Here is a 16,371-nt window from a genome sequence, read left to right on the forward strand (position 1 = left end):
GTGAGATCATAGTATGGCACAATTCGATCCGAGGAACCCAGATTTTGACGCGCGCGTGCGCGAAAGTTTCGAACGCCAGAAGGTGATGCACACGCTGGGGATCGGCATTGCCGACCTCTCGCCCGGTCATATCGTTCTGGAGATGGCAAACAGCGATGCGCTGACCCAGCAGCACGGGTTTCTGCATGCCGGTATTGTCTCGACCGCGCTGGACAGCGCCTGCGGATACGCGGCGTTTTCGCTGATGCCCGCAGACGCGGCAGTGCTGACGGCGGAATTCAAGATCAACCTGCTCAACCCCGCCGACGGGGAGCGGTTTCGATTCGTCGCCGACGTGGTGAAACCGGGCAGAACGCTCACGGTCTGCGAGGCGCGCGCCTACGCAGTGAAGGGGCAGGATGAAAAACTTGTTGCCACGATGACCGGAACGCTGATGGCGCTGGTGGGACGGACGGGCGTTGCCGGGTAACCATCACCCCGACAACGGCTGCGGTGTTGCGCCGACGCCTGTGAACCGGCCACCGCACATCCTGGCGACCGGGTCGTTTCATCGGAAAGCTGGATCAGCTGTTCCAGCGTTTCGCAGTTTCAACCAACCGCTGACCATAGGACCGCGCCGTGTCCAGATCGCCGCCCGTCGGGTATTCCTCGGGGGAGCTGTCGGAGGGGGCAATCGCGAGAAGACCGGAATATCCGCCCGTCCAGTTCAGCTTTTCAGGGCCGTCCGCCTTGGTGTTGGCGGGCATGAGACCGACGCCGCACCAGAGCTGGCCGTGTTGCTGCGACAGGGTAATGAAATACTGGATGGTCGAGAACTTGTCACCATTTGCCGTCGCAGAAGTGGTAAAGCCACCGGCAATCTTGTCCTTCCAGTTCTGCGTGAACCAGGGCTTCGAGCTGGCATCGGCGAATTTCTTGAACTGCCAGGCGGGGGCGCCCATGTAGGTCGGGCTGCCATAGACGATGGCATCGGCCGCATCGAGCGCCGCCCAGGCCGCCGCGTCCAACTCTCCGTCTTCAGACAGTTTCAGCAATTCGACCTCGGCGCCTTCGACACCCCTGGCCCCTTCGGCGACGGCATTGGCCTGAACGTCCGTGTGGCCATATCCGCTGTAATAGACAATCGCTAGCTTCGTCATGGTCGGTACACCTTTTGCTTAATTTGGAATAGCCATGACTTAGGAAAGACGGTAAGCCTTCGGCGAAGGCCGTGGGCGCGCCGTATTGATCAGAGGGGTTTGGGTGCGGCTTTTGGTTTACGCGGCTTCGGTGCCCATTTTTTGGCAAGACGCTCGAAGCTATCGAGGATGCGGCCGATCTCTGCCTCATCCGGGTCGAACTGTCCCCCATACCATTCCAGCATCTGGCCGTGTTCTTCGTGCTTGGGGTCGGCGATGGCGTCCAGGAAGTCCGCGTAACCGGGGAAGCCGCCGACGTCTTCCGGCGGACAAGCCCCTATGGCCCTGACGAGGCGCGGATAGGTGGCGCCCGCGATAGAGCCATCGATTTTCTCGATCTTGATCACGTGGTGCCAGTTGTCGCCAAAGTCATAGATGTAATGGATGGTCTTGGTTCCCACATCTTCGATCACGTCAAGCAGGCTGGTTTTGCTGGCGGGCATCGGGCCATCGTAAAAACCATCTGGATCTGGCACGCCCCAGCCGCTGCCGCCGGCCCTGAACTCATACAGGTGACTGTCGGTCCATCCCATGGCAGCCTGGATCACATCATGCAGGCGGTTCAGCTTGATCTTGAGGGGCACATCAAAGCGTCGAAGCACCTGAGGCTCGACATCGGACAATGTGACCTTGATGCGCGCGACCAGCGTCATGCAGCAATCCTCTTCAATTCCATGGCGGCCTTCCAATTCCAGGGCAACAGCTCTGGCAAGCGAGACACAGGCATATCGGGCAGTCGCGCCAAGACGTCTGCCATCCATGCCTGCGGGTCAATGTCGTTCATTTTTGCCGTGACGATGAGGGTATACATGAAGGCTGCCCTGTCGCCACCGCGTTCAGACCCTGCAAAAAGCCATGACTTTCTGCCCAATGCGATCCCTCTGAGCGCCCGTTCGGCGGCATTGTTCGTGAGGCAGAGGCGCCCGTCATCAAGGAATGCGGTGAAGGCTTCCCAGCGACCTGTGCCCTCGAGCATGTAGTTGATCGCCTTGGCAACAGGGTTGTGCTTTGACATCCGAGCCCGCTCGGCCAGCATCCAATCATGCAGATCATTGACCATCGGCGCTACCCACTGCTGGCGAGCTTCATGACGCGCTGCATCTGACAGGCCGGTGATGTCACGCTCGGCCGCAAAGATCGCATCAATCCGCGTCACAGCGTCCAGCGCGATGGGCGAGATTTCTTTTGCTACTTTTTTACCCTTGCGGGCTATGGCCTTGATGTCGGCCAGTTCAAAGAACTTGCGTCTTGCGTGGCTCCAACACAGCGCACTACGGACTGGGCCCGGACTACGATCTGCGAGATACAAATCATTGTAGCCGCCATACACGTCCGACTGAAGAACACCGTGCCATTCGGCCAGATGCCGTGTCGGGTGTTCTTTCCGGCGATCTGTTGAGAAGTGGAAGAGTGCGGCAGGTGGCGCACCCCCATCCCAGGGTCGATCGTCGCGCACATAGGTCCACAGTCGCGCCGTCTTTGCGCCACCACGCGCCAGTAGCGGCACGGTGGTATCGTCACCATGCAAACGGCCAGCATCCAGCACGTGGCGCGCGATTAACGCATGAATGGGGGTCAGCGCCACACAGGCATGGCCGATCAGATCAGCCAAGGTGGACAGGCTCAGATCAACTCCCTCCCGTGCAATGCGCTCGGATTGCCGGTTCAACGGTTGATGTTGTCCATACTTGTCGAAGGCGATCATCGCGATCAGTTGCGGCCCGGCCCAGCCGCGCGGAATGGCATGGAACGGGGCCGGCGGTTGGCTGATCTTCTCGCAAGCTCGGCAAGTGAACTTCTCGCGGACCGTCTGGATCACCTTCCACTGGCGGGGGATCACCTCCAGCGTCTCGGTGACATCTTCACCCATCTTTACGATCCGGTCCGAGCCACAGCAGGTGCAGGCGGCAGGTGCTTCGACGACAACCCGCTCGCGGGGCAAGTGATCGGGGAACGGTTTGCGCACGGGCTTGCGTCGCGTGAAGGCACGCACGGCGCTCGCCTTGTCCGCAGCCTGCTCAGCCGCCAGCGCATCCTCCGTTGCGGCCGCTTCCAATTCCTCAAGCTGCAATTCCAGCTGATCAATCAGCCGCGTGCGACGCTCGGAGGAAATGCCGTATTTGTCGCGCCGCAGCTTGGCGATCTCCAACTTTAATTCTTGGATCATTGCGTCCGTGCAGGAGGCCAAGGCGCGGGCCTGCGCCAATTCGGCTTCCGCAGCCTGCGCTCGGGCGGTCTGCGCGGCAAGTGCAGTGCTTAATCTGGCGATTTCGGAAGCGGCGTCGGACATGGCAAATATTTACCACAGAAGCTGTTAAACGCCAATAAAAACAGGCGTTTCAGCACAAATTATCCAGCCGCTTTGGGTCTTTGTGTCCAGCGTGGATTACGCCAATCGATCCCCTCAAGAAGATAGCCCAACTGCGCCGCAGATATAGCAACAGCCGTCCCGTCTTGGCTCACCGGCCAGATGAACTTCCCCGCTTCAAGACGCTTCAAATATAACGACATGCCCACCCCGTCATGCCAGAGCAGCTTCACCAGGTCACCCTTGCGGCCTCGAAAGCAAAATATCTCACCCGCATGCGGATCACGCCCAAGCCCCTGTTGCACTGTCAGCGCCAAAGTGTTCATGCCTCGGCGCATATCCGTCACACCGCCTGCAATCCACACCTTCGTTCCAGCCGGAAACGCGATCATGACCGCACCATCAAGCCGTTGAGCAGATGCGCAGCAGCTTCCATGTCAAAACCTGACGGGATCGCCACACGACACCGCGGGCCAAGATCAATAGTCATGACAGGAACTTGTGGCGCTGGCGCAGTGTCAGAGCCATCAGAAGCATCTTCGATCTTCATAACCCGCAAAAATTGCGGGCCAGAACCAAGCAATCCATTCTTATGGCGATAACGCCAATCGTAAAGCTGAGACCGCGAAACATCATGGCGTCGTGCAACCTCAGCCACTGTCACGCCGTCGCCAAAGCTTTCCTCAACGATCCGGACTTTCTCGTCATCCGTCCAGCGGCGGCGACGGCCGGTATCAGAGACCGACAAAACTTGAATGCGGGGGGTGTCTTCGTGTGCGTCCATAAGGACACTCGATAAACGATCTCACAGCCCAGCAGCCAGACGGCCCTCGGCGGAGGTTTACGAAAGACGGTTACTAAAAGAAAGCTGATTGTTTTTCAAAACCTGATCAGAGGTCCGAAGGCCCGTCATTGATAATCAACTTCGTAGCTTACTAAGCTATTGATAAATAAAAATATAATATCACGACCGCGGGTCTCCGGCCGAGTTCTGAGCGCAGCTGCACAGCAATTGTGCGCCGGGTCACTCTTCAGGTGCAAGATTCTTCATCATTCAGACGGGCTTCGAGCACATGGCGCTGAACCTTGCCACTGGTCGATCTCGGGAAATCATCGAACGAAATAAACCGAATTTCGCGGGGCCGCTTGTATCCGGCCAGATACTCCCGGCAAAGCTGCATCAGTTCTTGCGCCTGTGGACCTCCATCGACGCAGGCGACGAAGGCCACCGGGCTTTCGCCCCATTTCGCGTCGAAGGCGCGCACCACTGCAGCGTCGACCACACGCGGATGCGCAAGAAGCACCCGCTCGATTTCCGCTGGATACACGTTTTCGCCGCCCGTCTTTATCAGGTATTTCGCCCGGTCCACGAAGTCGATGGTGCCATCGGAATTGCGTCGGAACAGATCGCCCATGTGAAAGAACCCGTTGCGAAAGTCGCGGGCGTTGGTGTCGTCGGCGTTCCAGTATCCCGAAAACAGGGTCGGACCCCGCACCGCCATTTCGCCCGGCATTCCAACCGGCACCTCGTCGCCGTCGGGATCGACCAACCGAACCTCGCAGAAGGCGCTGACGCGCTTGGACAATGTCTTTGGCACGACACCGGGGGCGATCAGGTCGGCGGTTCCCGGCGGCAGCCCGGTCTCGGTGGCCCCGAAGGAATTCAGATAGGGTGTGTCCAGAAGGCCTGTCAGCTCCGCAATCTGATGTGGGGGCACCAGATCGGCCATCGCGCCGCAAACTTTGATCCCTTTTACGGGCAGCGGATTGGCGCGTCGTTCCGCAATGAAGGCCTCCAGTGTGCCCGGCATCATTACGAACCAACCGACTTTGTGGCGTGACAGCGCCGCGTTGATGACCGCGGACTGCAACCCGTCCACCATGACCACGGTACCGCCGCGCAAAAGCGTCGCAAGGGCATGATCGGTGGAGGCCATGTGAAACATCGGTGCCCAGGCGATGAATCCGTCGCCGGGATCAAGCGCCAGTTGCGCGGCAAAGACCATGGACCGCGCGATGTGCGCGCGATGGCTGATGAGCGCCCCTTTGGGCAATCCGGTGGTTCCCGAAGTGTAAAGGATCGTCAGCCCCGCCTCCGGATCGTCCACCAGGGTGCCGACGCGCGCGTCTGGCCGTGCCCCGGCCAGGGCTGATTCCAGCTCGGGCCCGATTTCCAGACAGGGGGTTGAGGCAATATCCTGATATGCCGCCTTGAGGCCGGGTTCGACAAGCGCCAGAACCGGTTCGACCAATTCGACGCAATGCCGCAATTCGTCCGGCGCAAGCCGCCAGTTCAGGCAGGCAACGATCGCGCCGATCCCCGACGCAGCCAGTTGCAGCTCCAGGTACTCTGCCCGGTTGTGCGACAGAATCGCAATCCTGTCCCCCGGTGCTATGCCCCTGGCCAGAAACACGGACGCCAGCCGGTCAACCCGGTCGTGCAATTCGGCATAGGTCAACCGGTTGCTGCCGTCCTCCACGGCCAGAGCCTCCGCGCAGTTGCGCACACGGGTTCGAAAGATTGAGTACAGATCGGCGCGGCCGGCGCGCATCACTTCGGGCAGCATTGTCTTCTCCCTCGCTCTTGAGCCTCAGAGACTTTGCGCCAAACGCACCCCTTCATCAATAGCGCGCAGAGCGTCGAGTTCTGCCGCCTCCTTTGCACCACCAATCATCGTGACGGTGACACCCTGTGCAATGAGCTCCTCAGCCAAAGCCCGTTCCGGTTCCTGACCGGTGCACAGCACGATGGTATCGGCGGCTATGATCTTTGGCTCGCCGTCCATGACAATATGCAACCCCGCGTCGTCGATGCGGTCGTAGACCACGCCGCCCAGAGCCTCGACCCCATGCTTGCGCAGCGCATTGCGCAGGATCCAACCGGTCGAGACGCCAAGACCCGCGCCCGCTTTCGAGGTTTTACGCTGTAGCATGACGACCTTGCGGCGTGATGGTTTCGGGGCCAACGGATCGCCCGCCAACGCCCCCGACGTGGTGAACTGCGGGTCCACGCCCCAGGTTTCGCAGAACGCGTCGGTATTGTGGGTCTCGGCGGGTTCGGTCACGAGGAACTCGGCCACGTCATGCCCGATGCCCCCTGCCCCCATCACCACGACGGTGTCACCGGCCGCGCGGTTGCCCGACAGGATCTCGGCATAGGTCGCGACACTGGGATGGTCGACGCCCGGCAGATCGGGAATCCGGGGCGTGACCCCGGTCGAGATGACCACATGATCAAAGTCAGTGAGATCGTCCGACCCGGCGCGCTGTCCGAGGCGCAGCTTGACGCCGTGTTTCTGCAACTGGCCACCATAGTACCGCAAGGTCTCGTTGAACTCGTCTTTGCCCGGTGCCGCTTGCGCCAGATTCAATTGACCGCCCAGTTTGTCTTGCGCTTCGAACAGGGTAACGTCATGGCCCAGCATTGCTGCCTCAGAAGCTGTGGCCATGCCCGCGGCGCCACCGCCGACAACGGCCACTTTTTTGGGTGATTCGGTCGGACTGTCCCGAAATTCGGTTTCGCGTCCGGCCCGTGGGTTGACCAGACAGCCGACCGGTCGATCCGAAAAGATGAAATCCAGACAGGCCTGATTGCAGGCAATACAGGTATTGATCTCGTCCGCGCGGCCCTCGCGCGTCTTTTTGACGAAATGCGGATCGGCCAGAAAGGGCCGTGCCATCGAGATCATGTCCGCCTCGCCGGAAGCAAGTATGTCCTCTGCGATCTCGGGCGTGTTGATTCGGTTTGAGGCGACCACCGGAATGGAAACCGCAGCTTTCACGTTGGCCGCCGCCTGACGCCAGGCGCCGCGCGGCACCTGATAGGCGATCGTCGGCACGCGGGCCTCGTGCCAGCCGATGCCGGTGTTCAGAATATCCGCACCCGCTGCCTCGATCTTGCGCGCCAGGTCTGCGATTTCCTCGGCGGGCGCGCCGCCCTCGACCAGATCGGCGGCGGAAATTCGATAGATGACAAGAAAGTCCGACCCGCAGCGTTCGCGCACCGCGCGCACGATCTCAACCGGAAAACGGTGGCGGTTCTCGGCGCTGCCACCCCATTCGTCGTCACGCTTGTTGGTATGGGTGACTGTGAATTCATTGATAAGGTATCCTTCGGAGCCCATGATCTCGACGCCATCGAACCCCGCTGCCTGCGCGTTTTCGGCAGCTTTCGCAAAATCCTCGATAGTGCGGCGGATATCGGCATCGGTCATCTCGCGCGGAACAAAGCGGTTGATCGGGGCGCGGATCGGGCTTGGGGCGACGCAGCCCTCAATTTTTGCATAGCGCCCGGCGTGCAGAAGCTGCGCGCAAATCAGACTGCCTTCGGCCTGGACCGCCTCGCAGATCGGACGCAGGCTGCGCGCGTCCTCCGGGTCGTCAATACGTGGCCCTTCGGGATCGAACATGCCCTCGGCATTGGGTGCAAATCCGCCCGTAACCAGAATCGCCGCCTCTCCCCGCGCCCTTTCGGCGTAAAAGGCAATCTGCCGCGCGATACTGTCGGGCTCGGTTTCCAGCCGGGTATGCATCGAGCCCATGATGACACGATTTCGCAACATGTGTTGCCCTGCGCGTATCGGCGAAAGCATGGTTCCGAAGCTTTTCTTTTGCATGTCTGTCATTGTGAGGATCCTCCTAAAACTCCGCTTGATCTGTATTCTAACATTTGTTAGATTTTAGGGAAGAACATATTTCGGTCATGGGGAGGATCGCGGGTGCAATTCCAGCCAACAGAAGATCAAAAGGCCTTTCGCGAAACGGCAAAGAGGTTTGCCACCGAGAAGCTGGCGTCGAGTTATCAAGAGCGCGCAAGCGGCCACACCTTCGACCGGGCGCTGATCAAACAGATGGGTGCGCTGGGGTTGATCGGTGCCGATCTGCCCGAGGAGTTTGGCGGGCTTGGCGAAAGCTCGGTCACGTCCGGCCTGATCGTCGAAGAAATCGCCTATGCCGATTTCAACGCCAGCTATGTGCAGCTTCTGGGCTCTCTCATGGGCGGCATGGTGGCGCAGCACGCTTCGAAAGAGATTGCGTCGGAATGGGTGCCCAAGGTTGTGTCCGGCGAAGCGGTCATCGGGCTGGGTCTGACCGAACCACGCGGCGGGTCGGACGCGGCGAACCTGATTCTGAAGGCCGAGAAATCCGGCAACGGCTGGCGGCTGAACGGCGAAAAGACATCTATGAGCTTTGCCAGTCAAGCCGATGCCGCGGTGGTTTTTGCCCGCACCGGCGATCCGGACGCAGGCGCGCGTGGGGTCAGCGCCTTTTTCGTTGATCTGAACCAGGAGGGTATCAAGCGCACCCATTTCGACGACATCGGCACCAAACCTGTCGGGCGCGGATCGGTGTTTTTCGACGACGTTTTTGTACCGGCGGAAAACATGATGGCCGAGCAAGATCGCGCCTTTGGTACCATCATGGCCGGGTTCGACTATTCCCGCGCGCTGATCGGGTTGGAATGTCTGGGTGCCGCGCAGGCGTCGGTTGACGAAACATGGGCGTATGTCCAGGAGCGCGAAGCGTTCGGCGCGCCGCTCGTGCAGTATCAGGGTGTCAGCTTTCCGCTGGCCGAGGCAGAGACCCAGCTGACCATGATGCGCCAGCTTTGCTATTATACGCTGGACCTGCGCGACCGTGGCCTGCCCCACACGTCGCAAGCGGCGATGTGCAAGTGGTACCTGCCTAAGACCGCCTGCGAGATCCTGCACCAGTGTCTGATCCTGCACGGGCACTATGGCTACACAACCGACCTGCCGCACCATCAACGCTACAACGACGTTCTCGGCCTGCAGATCGGTGACGGCACCGCGCAGATCCAGAAGCTGGTGATCGCCCGCGAAAAAGTCGGGCGGATGGCGCTGCAATACGATAAGAGGGCGAAGGGAGGTTCGAAATGAGCGATCCCGTCATCGCCAGTATCGAGGGTGCGACCGGCATCATTGATCTGGCCCGCCCCGAGAAGTTCAATTGCCTGTCACTGGACGTGCATGAGCGCATCGCTGCCGCGCGTGCGGAATTCGAGGCGAACCCGGACATTCGGGCGATCCTCATTCGCGCGCAGGGCAAGCACTTTTGCACCGGTGCCGACCTAAATGAAGTGAAAGGTAAATTGAATGATCCCGCCGCGCTGGACCACTTCATCGCCTTCGGCATGAAGAACCTGCGCGCGCTCGAAACGTCCTCCCTCCCTGTCGTGGTGGCGGTGCAGGGGCTGTGTCTGGCCGGCGGGATCGAACTGATGTTGGCCTGTGACGTGTGCTTTGCGGGCGAAAGCGCGCAATTCGGCGATCAGCACGCGCAATTCGGCCTGATCCCGGGTTGGGGCGGGTCGCAGCGGCTGACGCGGCTGATGGGCCAACGCCGGGCACTCGATCTGATGTTTTCGGCCCGGTGGCTGAAGTCGGGCGAAGCCAAAGAGGCCGGTCTGGTAAACTATGTCGTGCCCGATGCGGAATTGCACGAGGTCGCGCTGGAATATTGCCAGACGATCGCGGGCCGCTCGCGCAACGGTATCGCCGAGATGAAGCGCCTGGCACGCGAAGGTGCAGACCTTGGCATCGACCAGCAAATGCGGCTTGAGCGTGACGCCGCCGTGCGCGCCCTGCCCAGTGATGATGTCGCAGAGGGGCTCGACGCCTTCGAGAACCGCCGCAAACCTGCTTTCAAGAGTTGAGTAGACACCATGGATTTTACCCTGAACGACGAACAACGCCAGATTTACGAATACGGCGGTCAGCTGGCGCAGAAATACGACAATGCCTATTGGCTGGATCACGCCCGCAAGCATGAATTCCCTCACGACATGTTCAAACAGATTGCCGATGACGGTTTTCTGGGGATCATGGTGCCCGAGGAATACGGCGGCGCAGGTCTGGGCATGACTGAAATGGCCCTGTTCATGGAAGGCACCGCCAACCACGGCATACCGCTGCTGATGATGGTGGTCGGTCCGACCATGTCGCTGGCGCATATCGCCAGCCACGGGTCCGAATTCCACAAGAAAGAGCTTCTTCCGGCAGCATGTCGCGGCGACATCCAGTTTTGTTTCGCGATCACCGAACCGGGCGCCGGATCCAACACGATGAAGGCCACCACGCTGGCCAAGCGCCGGGGCAACCGGTTCAGCCTGTCGGGCGAAAAGACCTTTATCACCGGCGCCGAGGTATCCGATTATTGCCTGGTGGTGGCGCGGACAAAGCCGCATGATGAAGTGAGCCGCAAGACCGATGGCTTTACACTCTTTGCCGTGGACCTGAAGAAAAAAGGCGTCGAAAAGCAGCGGGTGAAGATTTCGATCCCCCTGCCCGAGGAACAATGGACCCTGTTCTTCGACGAGGTCGATCTGGGCCCCGAAGATGTGGTGGGCGAGGTGGACGAGGGATTCTCGATCCTGTTCGACAGCCTCAACCCCGAACGGATTATCCTTGCCGCGTTGTGCTGCGGCATCGGACGGTTCGCGCTGAACAAGGGTGTGGCCTATGCATCCGAGCGCAGTGTTTTCGGCCAGCCCATCGGCGCGCATCAAGGTGTACAGCACCCGATGGCCAAGGCGCACACTGCGGTCGAGATGGCCAGCCTGATGACCCGTCGTGCAGCGTGGGAATTCGACAACAAGCTGCCTGCCGGAGCGTCTTCGAACATGGCAAAATACGCCGCCGCCGAAGCGGGGATCGAAGCCGTGGATGCCGCGCTTCAGGCCCATGGCGGATCGGGCTTTACCGAAGATACGGGGCTTTACGAAATGTATCCGCTGGTCCGCCTGCTGCGCACGGCACCGGTGAACCGCGAACTTTGCCTCAGCTATATTGGCGAAAAGGTCATGGGGCTGCCGCGATCCTATTGATCGCGCGGCCGGGAAGGGAGGACGACATGCAATTTGGAATGCGCTTCCGGCGGCAGGACGCCGCCGACAAGGTGAACGACCGCTTCTGGCACGAGATCGAGGGTAAGCCGCTTGATGAGGTGCGCCGTATTCAGGAAGAACGGCTGCGCGATCAGATGGCCTATCTCAAGGCGAATTCTACCTTCTATCAGGAGAAGTTCGCCGAGGCGGGCGTGGATTTCGATGACATCCGCACCATCGAGGACCTGCAGAAACTCCCCTTCACCTACAAGACCGAAATCCGAGAAAGCCTGGCCGCCGAACCGCCCTTTGGCAAGCACCGTGCTGCGCCGATGTCGGACATTATCCAGATGCAGGCGTCGTCCGGGACCACCGGCAACCCGTCCTATGTGGCGCTGACCGAAGCGGATACCGAGATGTGGCACGAGATGACGGCGCGCTGTTTCTTCGCCAACGGCGTGCGTCCCGGTGACATGGTACTGCACGCGTTTTCGCTGGCCAAAGGCTTTGTCGGGGGCATTCCCGTGATGCAGGGCCTGCAGTACATGGGCACAATCGACGTACCGGTCGGGGCCGACGGCGGTGCGGAACGGCTGTTGCGCGCCTGTGCCGATACACGCCCGCGCTGCATTGTCGGGGCCCCGAATTTCGTTCTGCACCTGGCGGAAAAAGCGCCGGAAGTGCTGGGCTGCAAGGCCAGCGAACTGGGCGTCGAGCAGATCGTCGTCGGCGGCGAACCCGGCGGCGGTATTCCAGCCATCCGTGCCAAGATCGAAGCGGCCTGGGGCGCGAAATGCACCGAGATGCTGGGCGGCACCGATCTGGGCGTGACTTACTGGGCCGAATGCGATGCCCAATCGGGGATGCATATGGTCAATATGGATTATATCATCACCGAACTGCTCGACCCCGAAAGCGGCGAAATCATTCCTTGGAAAAAAGGCGCCGAGGGCGAAATGATCTATACTGCAATCGGTCGTCAGGCGAGTCCGGTCGTGCGCTTTCGGTCAGGTGACTATATCGAGGTCATCGACACCGAATGCACCTGCGGCCGCACCGGTCCGAAAATCCGTTGCACCGGACGGACCGATGACATGCTGATCGTGCGGGGGGCCAACGTGTTCCCGTCGGCCATCAACAGCGTGATCACCGAAATGGTGCCCGAAACCAACGGAGTCATGCGCATCGTGGCCGATTTCGAAGGCCATACCACGCAAGGCGCGCTGACGGTGATCGTGGAACGCGGCCCTGACCGCAATACGGCAGATGATGCTGGCCTCAAGAAAAAGATTGAACAGCGCCTGCGTGACGCCCTTGTCTTCAAGGCCGACGTTCATCTCGTGGCCGCCGACACCTTTGAAAAACCCGGCGCCGCCAAGGTCGCCTTTGTTCTGAGAGAATACCCTGACTTGCCATGACGAAAATGAAATCCCTCCTCGACACCGGATCTGATGATTTCCGCAAGAACAACGCGCAGTATCGCGAAAAAATCGACGAACTGCATGCGCTTCGGCTCACGCAGCGGGTTGGTGGACCTGAGAAGGTGCGGAATCGACACATCGAAAAAGGCAAAATTCTGCCGCGCGAGCGCATTGAACGCCTGGTCGATCCGGGTACGCCGTTTCTTGAACTCGGCGAACTGGCCGGACTGAACATGCACAAGGGCGTGCCGCCGGGTGCCGGCATCATTACCGGGATCGGTGTGATCGAAGGCCGCCAATGTATGATTATCGCCAATGACGCCACTGTTAAGGGCGGCACCTATTTCGGGATCACCTGTCGCAAACATGTGCGCGCGCAGAAAATTGCCTGGAAAAACCGCCTGCCCGTCATCACGCTGGTCGATTCCGGTGGCGCGTTTCTGCCCGATCAGGCGAATCTGTTCCCCGACGAAGGCCAGTTCGGTTCGATCTTCCATCAGCAGGTCGGCATGTCGGGCGATGGTGTGCCGCAGATCGCCGTGGTCTTGGGGCCCTGCACGGCGGGCGGCGCCTACATCCCCGCGCTCTGTGACGAAGTGGTGATCGTGCGCGGTCAGGGCTTTATGTATCTGGGCGGGCCGGAACTAACCTTTGCCGCAACCGGTGAAAAGGTCGAAGCCGAAGAACTGGGCGGCGGCAAGATGCACTCCTCCGTCTCCGGCGTAACCGACCATTTGGCCGAGGATGACGCGCATGCGTTGGCGATCACCCGCGATATCGTCAGCCACTTGGGCGAAAAGCCCCTGCCCCGCAAGACACCCACCGAACCGCGTGCGCCTGCTTACCCGACCGAGGAAATCTACGGCATCATCAGCCGCGATCCCAAGGTGCCGACCGAGAACCGCGAAATCATCGCGCGTCTGGTGGATGACAGCGATTTCCACGAATTCAAGCCGCTGTACGGTGACACGATCATGACCGGCTGGGGCCGCATCCACGGCCACGAAGTCGGCATTATCGCCAATACCGGCGTGCTGTTCGTCGAGGCTGCGCTGAAGGCCACCCATTTCATCAACCTCTGCGTTCAGCGCGATATTCCGCTACTGTTTCTGGCAGATGTGAACGGCTTCATGGTGGGCCGTGAGGTCGAGCAGATGGGCATCGCCAAGGCCGGTGCAAAGATGATCACCGCGATGTCCTCGGCACGGGTGCCTAAATTCACCATCATCACCGGCGGATCCTATGGGGCCGGGTATCTGGCGATGTTGGGCCGCCCGTTCCAACCAGATGCGATGTTTGCCTGGCCAACCGGTCGATCGGCGATCATGGGTCCGGAACAGGCCGCCAGCGTACTGGCACAGGTCCGCGCCCAAATCAACGAACGCGAAGGCGAAAGCTGGACGCCGGAAGAGGAGGAAGCCTTCAAGGCGCCCATCCGCAAGGAATACGAGGATTTCCAAGGTGCTTACAATTTTGCCTCGAACCTGTGGATCGACAGTGTGATCGAGCCTTGTGAAACCCGCGATGTCATGGCGCTGATGCTGGATGTGACGTCGCGCAGACCCAAGGTCGAAACCAATTTCGGCGTGTTCAGGATGTGAGGCCCGAGAAATGAAAATCAAAACGCTTCTCATCGCCAATCGCGGCGAAATTGCCTGCCGGATCGCGCGCACCGCGCGGGCCAGCGGTATCACCCCTGTCGGCGTGCACTCGCAGGCCGACGCCAACGCCCTTCATGTCCGCGAGATCGGACACTCCGTCTGTATCGGCGGCGGCCCGGCATCCGAAAGCTATCTGAAGATCGACGCGGTGATCGACGCCGCGAAATCGGTCGGCGCGGATGCGATCCACCCCGGGTATGGCTTTCTCGCAGAGAACTCCGAATTCGCCCGTGCGGTAGAAGCCGCCGGAATGATCTTTATGGGGCCGACACCCGACACGCTTGACCGTTTCGGCGACAAGGCCAGCGCCAAAAAAGCCGCCGTTGCGGCCAGCGTCCCGGTCATTTCAGGTGCCGAAGGCGCGCGGTCCGATCCACACGAAATTGCCACCGAGGTGCGTGCGATGGGCCTGCCTGTTCTGCTCAAGGCTGTCGGCGGCGGTGGCGGGCGCGGCCAACGGCTGGTGACCGACGAGACCACACTTGAGGAAGACATCGAAGGCGCGCTGCGTGAGGCAAGGTCCACCTTCGGCTCCGAAGGGCTGTTGCTCGAGCGGTTCCTGCCAGAGGCCCGCCATGTCGAGGTGCAGATCGCGGGCGACGGCAAGGGCCATGTGGTGCATCTGTTCGAACGCGACTGCACGCTACAGCGCCGTCATCAGAAAGTTATCGAAGAAGCTCCGGCATGGGGGCTCCCCCGCACGCTGCTGGACCAAATCGCGCAGGACGCGGTGCGCCTGGGTGAAACGCTTGATTATCGCGGTCTGGGCACGGTCGAATTTCTGGTCGCAGGGGAGGAGTATTTCTTCCTTGAGGTGAACCCCCGTATTCAGGTGGAGCACCCTGTCACCGAGGCAATAACCGGGCTTGATCTGGTCGCGCTTCATCTCCGCATCGCCGAAGGCGCGGGCCTTGGCCTGGTTCAGGACGATCTGGCAATCAACGGCCATGCGGTCGAGGCACGGCTTTACGCCGAAGACCCGGCAATGCAGTTCGCCCCCTCGACAGGCACGCTGACGACACTCAGCCTGCCGGATGGTCTGCGCATCGACAGCGGTGTCGAAGAAGGCGACGCGGTAACGCCGTTCTACGATCCGATGATCGCCAAGCTGATCGTTCACGCACCTGACCGGGAAACCGCCCTGGCCCGGCTGGCGACGGCGCTTGATCATGTCGCGGTCGAAGGTGTGCAAACCAACCGGGCTTTCCTGACGGCGTTGGCGCGCAACCCTGAATTTGAACAGATGCAGGTGCATACCCGCTGGATCGACGGCAAACTCGACGCGCTGACACAATCAGGTCCCCTTGCCCGCCCCGAATTATGGAAGGCCGCCGCGGCCATTCTTTTCGTGGCGGCATCGCGCAGCGACGCAAGCGCCAATCCATGGACCAACCGCGACACCTTTACCGGTTGGCGGCTTGGCCTGGGTGGCGGTCCGATCGAGGTGGTACAGCGTGTCACGCTGACCGATTCCGCCGACACCTCCGAGGAATTGCGTGTCGGACCCGTTAAAGCACGCGGCAGGTACACCGTCCTGACGGAAAACGGAATTGCGGCGACACTGTCGATGCGTGAAGTCGCGCCGGGCCGTTGGCGCGTGAGCGAGGGTGACACGGTCTACCTCATCGACGCACGGATTCACGCAGGCGTAATCGAGATGGCCACACCCGAGGGCCGGCTCGTCTACCGCCCGGCCGCGCCTTTGGACTTTGCTGGAGGCGATGCGGCGGCGGATCGGGCCGTGGCCTCACCGCTTACCGGCATGATCGTCGAAATCAAGGTGGCCGATGGTCAACCCGTGGCCGAAGGCGACGTGATCGCGGTCATGGAATCTATGAAACTTGAAATATCGATCCGCGCTGCCGCAGCAGGGATCGCCAGCAACATATCCGTCTCGAATGGGGACATGGTCGATCGCGGCCAGGTCATCGCCGAGATACTGCCATCCGAGGAGTGA

At 60.6% G+C, this 16,371-nt stretch carries 14 protein-coding genes; 7 read left to right on the plus strand and 7 right to left on the minus strand.

Features of this window, described 5'->3' with window-relative positions; all coding sequences use genetic code 11:
* Positions 1 to 13 precede the first annotated feature (13 nt).
* Positions 14 to 469, plus strand: a complete 456-nt coding sequence (locus C1J04_RS15840; protein WP_114865545.1) for a PaaI family thioesterase — start codon at positions 14 to 16, stop codon at positions 467 to 469.
* A 94-nt stretch (positions 470 to 563) separates the two neighbouring features.
* Here C1J04_RS15840 and C1J04_RS15845 read toward each other — a convergent pair whose 3' ends face one another.
* From C1J04_RS15845 to C1J04_RS15875, 7 genes are all read right to left on the minus strand, one after another.
* Positions 564 to 1,139, minus strand: a complete 576-nt coding sequence (locus C1J04_RS15845) for a flavodoxin family protein (RefSeq protein ID WP_114865546.1) — start codon at positions 1,137 to 1,139, stop codon at positions 564 to 566.
* 89 nt (positions 1,140 to 1,228) lie between these two features.
* A complete protein-coding gene (locus C1J04_RS15850) occupies positions 1,229 to 1,831 on the minus strand; it encodes a plasmid pRiA4b ORF-3 family protein (RefSeq protein ID WP_114865388.1) in 603 nt (200 codons plus the stop codon).
* Positions 1,828 to 3,468, minus strand: a complete 1,641-nt coding sequence (gene tnpC / locus C1J04_RS15855) for an IS66 family transposase (protein ID WP_114865387.1) — start codon at positions 3,466 to 3,468, stop codon at positions 1,828 to 1,830. The genes C1J04_RS15850 and tnpC overlap by 4 nt, the downstream gene beginning before the upstream one ends.
* Positions 3,469 to 3,527: 59 nt before the next feature.
* Entirely contained in the window at positions 3,528 to 3,878 is a 351-nt protein-coding gene (gene tnpB, locus C1J04_RS15860) for an IS66 family insertion sequence element accessory protein TnpB (protein ID WP_072630505.1), read from the minus strand.
* A complete protein-coding gene (tnpA, locus tag C1J04_RS15865) occupies positions 3,875 to 4,270 on the minus strand; it encodes an IS66-like element accessory protein TnpA (protein ID WP_114865386.1) in 396 nt (131 codons plus the stop codon). The genes tnpB and tnpA overlap by 4 nt, the downstream gene beginning before the upstream one ends.
* Before the next feature lie 247 nt (positions 4,271 to 4,517).
* Positions 4,518 to 6,053 (minus strand): class I adenylate-forming enzyme family protein, encoded by a 1,536-nt coding sequence (locus C1J04_RS15870; protein ID WP_114865547.1) that lies wholly within the window; start codon positions 6,051 to 6,053, stop codon positions 4,518 to 4,520.
* 24 nt (positions 6,054 to 6,077) lie between these two features.
* Positions 6,078 to 8,111, minus strand: coding sequence for an oxidoreductase (locus tag C1J04_RS15875; RefSeq protein WP_174226634.1), 2,034 nt, complete (start codon positions 8,109 to 8,111; stop codon positions 6,078 to 6,080).
* A gap of 93 nt (positions 8,112 to 8,204) precedes the next feature.
* Between C1J04_RS15875 and C1J04_RS15880 the strand changes: the two genes are divergently transcribed.
* The 6 genes from C1J04_RS15880 to C1J04_RS15905 are packed head-to-tail and all read left to right on the plus strand — an operon-like array spanning position 8,205 to position 16,371.
* A complete protein-coding gene (locus C1J04_RS15880; protein ID WP_037929806.1) occupies positions 8,205 to 9,386 on the plus strand; it encodes an acyl-CoA dehydrogenase family protein in 1,182 nt (393 codons plus the stop codon).
* A complete protein-coding gene (locus C1J04_RS15885) occupies positions 9,383 to 10,162 on the plus strand; it encodes an enoyl-CoA hydratase/isomerase family protein (protein ID WP_114865548.1) in 780 nt (259 codons plus the stop codon). Before C1J04_RS15880 ends, C1J04_RS15885 begins: the two co-directional genes overlap by 4 nt.
* 9 nt (positions 10,163 to 10,171) lie before the next feature.
* A complete protein-coding gene (locus tag C1J04_RS15890) occupies positions 10,172 to 11,332 on the plus strand; it encodes an acyl-CoA dehydrogenase family protein (protein WP_037929810.1) in 1,161 nt (386 codons plus the stop codon).
* 26 nt (positions 11,333 to 11,358) lie between these two features.
* The gene (locus C1J04_RS15895) at positions 11,359 to 12,750 is read left to right on the plus strand and encodes a phenylacetate--CoA ligase family protein (RefSeq protein ID WP_114865549.1); all 1,392 of its coding nucleotides are present in this window, start codon (positions 11,359 to 11,361) and stop codon (positions 12,748 to 12,750) included.
* Positions 12,747 to 14,354, plus strand: a complete 1,608-nt coding sequence (locus tag C1J04_RS15900) for an acyl-CoA carboxylase subunit beta (RefSeq protein ID WP_114865550.1) — start codon at positions 12,747 to 12,749, stop codon at positions 14,352 to 14,354. The genes C1J04_RS15895 and C1J04_RS15900 overlap by 4 nt, the downstream gene beginning before the upstream one ends.
* Positions 14,355 to 14,364: 10 nt before the next feature.
* A complete protein-coding gene (locus C1J04_RS15905; RefSeq protein ID WP_114865551.1) occupies positions 14,365 to 16,371 on the plus strand; it encodes an acetyl/propionyl/methylcrotonyl-CoA carboxylase subunit alpha in 2,007 nt (668 codons plus the stop codon).

Source organism: Sulfitobacter sp. SK025, assembly GCF_003352105.1.
Taxonomy (GTDB): Bacteria; Pseudomonadota; Alphaproteobacteria; order Rhodobacterales; family Rhodobacteraceae; genus Sulfitobacter; species Sulfitobacter pontiacus.

Coding starts and splice junctions, on each gene's coding strand:
- tnpA (WP_114865386.1), bottom strand. CDS start 4,270: ATGGACGCACACGAAGACACCCCCCGCATTCAAGTTTTGTCGGTCTCT.
- C1J04_RS15900 (WP_114865550.1), top strand. CDS start 12,747: ATGACGAAAATGAAATCCCTCCTCGACACCGGATCTGATGATTTCCGC.
- C1J04_RS15905 (WP_114865551.1), top strand. CDS start 14,365: ATGAAAATCAAAACGCTTCTCATCGCCAATCGCGGCGAAATTGCCTGC.
- tnpB (WP_072630505.1), bottom strand. CDS start 3,878: ATGATCGCGTTTCCGGCTGGAACGAAGGTGTGGATTGCAGGCGGTGTG.
- C1J04_RS15875 (WP_174226634.1), bottom strand. CDS start 8,111: ATGACAGACATGCAAAAGAAAAGCTTCGGAACCATGCTTTCGCCGATA.
- C1J04_RS15845 (WP_114865546.1), bottom strand. CDS start 1,139: ATGACGAAGCTAGCGATTGTCTATTACAGCGGATATGGCCACACGGAC.
- C1J04_RS15895 (WP_114865549.1), top strand. CDS start 11,359: ATGCAATTTGGAATGCGCTTCCGGCGGCAGGACGCCGCCGACAAGGTG.
- C1J04_RS15850 (WP_114865388.1), bottom strand. CDS start 1,831: ATGACGCTGGTCGCGCGCATCAAGGTCACATTGTCCGATGTCGAGCCT.
- C1J04_RS15870 (WP_114865547.1), bottom strand. CDS start 6,053: ATGCTGCCCGAAGTGATGCGCGCCGGCCGCGCCGATCTGTACTCAATC.
- C1J04_RS15890 (WP_037929810.1), top strand. CDS start 10,172: ATGGATTTTACCCTGAACGACGAACAACGCCAGATTTACGAATACGGC.
- C1J04_RS15840 (WP_114865545.1), top strand. CDS start 14: ATGGCACAATTCGATCCGAGGAACCCAGATTTTGACGCGCGCGTGCGC.
- C1J04_RS15885 (WP_114865548.1), top strand. CDS start 9,383: ATGAGCGATCCCGTCATCGCCAGTATCGAGGGTGCGACCGGCATCATT.
- tnpC (WP_114865387.1), bottom strand. CDS start 3,468: ATGTCCGACGCCGCTTCCGAAATCGCCAGATTAAGCACTGCACTTGCC.